Annotated in this window: 1 protein-coding gene; it reads right to left on the reverse strand. The window is 44.2% G+C overall.

Annotation, left to right across the window (positions count from 1 at the left end):
• Positions 1–330 precede the first annotated feature (330 nt).
• Positions 331–901 (reverse strand): HugZ family protein (locus B3182_RS08445; RefSeq protein ID WP_292746301.1); only part of this gene is annotated, 571 nt, incomplete at its 5' end.

Consider the following 901-nt stretch of genomic DNA (forward strand, 5'->3'; position numbering starts at 1 on the left):
TCACAGACCAGTGAAGCTGATAACCAGAACATGTCACTTAAAGAAACAGCTCAACGACTCAGTAAAGAACTGGATGATTTACGCCGTACGGCCTCAAATGCTGTAGCGCTGGAAAACGAAAATCGTCAATTAAAAGAGCGGCTGCAGCAAATCGATCATGAAATTCAATCCATTGTCATNNAACTGGTTTTTGATTGGTGCTGCTGTGTTGTTTGGCGGGATGATTATCGGACTGATTTTACCAAGTCTGCGAATGCGTAAAAAAAGCTCATGGGGTAATTTCTAGACTACCAACAGAAAAGCGCCGCAAAATATTGCGGCGCTTTGGGGTTATTCTGACTTAATGACTACTTCACGCTTTTTATGTCCCTCACGTAAATGTTGCAGATTCTCTCCCGCCAGTGTCCCACTATCAATCTGATAAGCTTTGCCAAACCCTTTCACATATCGCCCGCCACGGGGTTTAAGTTTGAATAGACGGAAATCACTCAGCTGACTTAAGTTCGTTATACGCTGGCCATGACGCTCGGTTAACAACGCAATTCCCACATGCCAGGCATCAGAGTCAACTTGAATCCATTCCGCCTCCACCTGATAAGTCACACGCAAACGGGCGAACAGTTCAATCGCCGAATCTTCATCTTCAATGATTAACACTGACGCTTGTGGATGAATTCGCAGATTGACGCCATGGACAGCAATATCACTGACCAGTATATAAAGACAGTCTCTGCCAAGTGCAAAAGCAGCATATGATGCATAGGGGTGATTATTTTCATCCAGAGTCGACAGCATTAACGTTTTACGGCTGTTGACCATCATCATGATTTCATCACTGATCTGTTGTTCCAAACCTTTATTTTTCATTTGTGTGCCCCCAGGGCCTGTTGATCTTTCATAG

Origin of the sequence: Methylophaga sp. UBA4204 (genome assembly GCF_002379485.1) — a bacterium.
GTDB lineage: Bacteria > Pseudomonadota > Gammaproteobacteria > Nitrosococcales > Methylophagaceae > Methylophaga.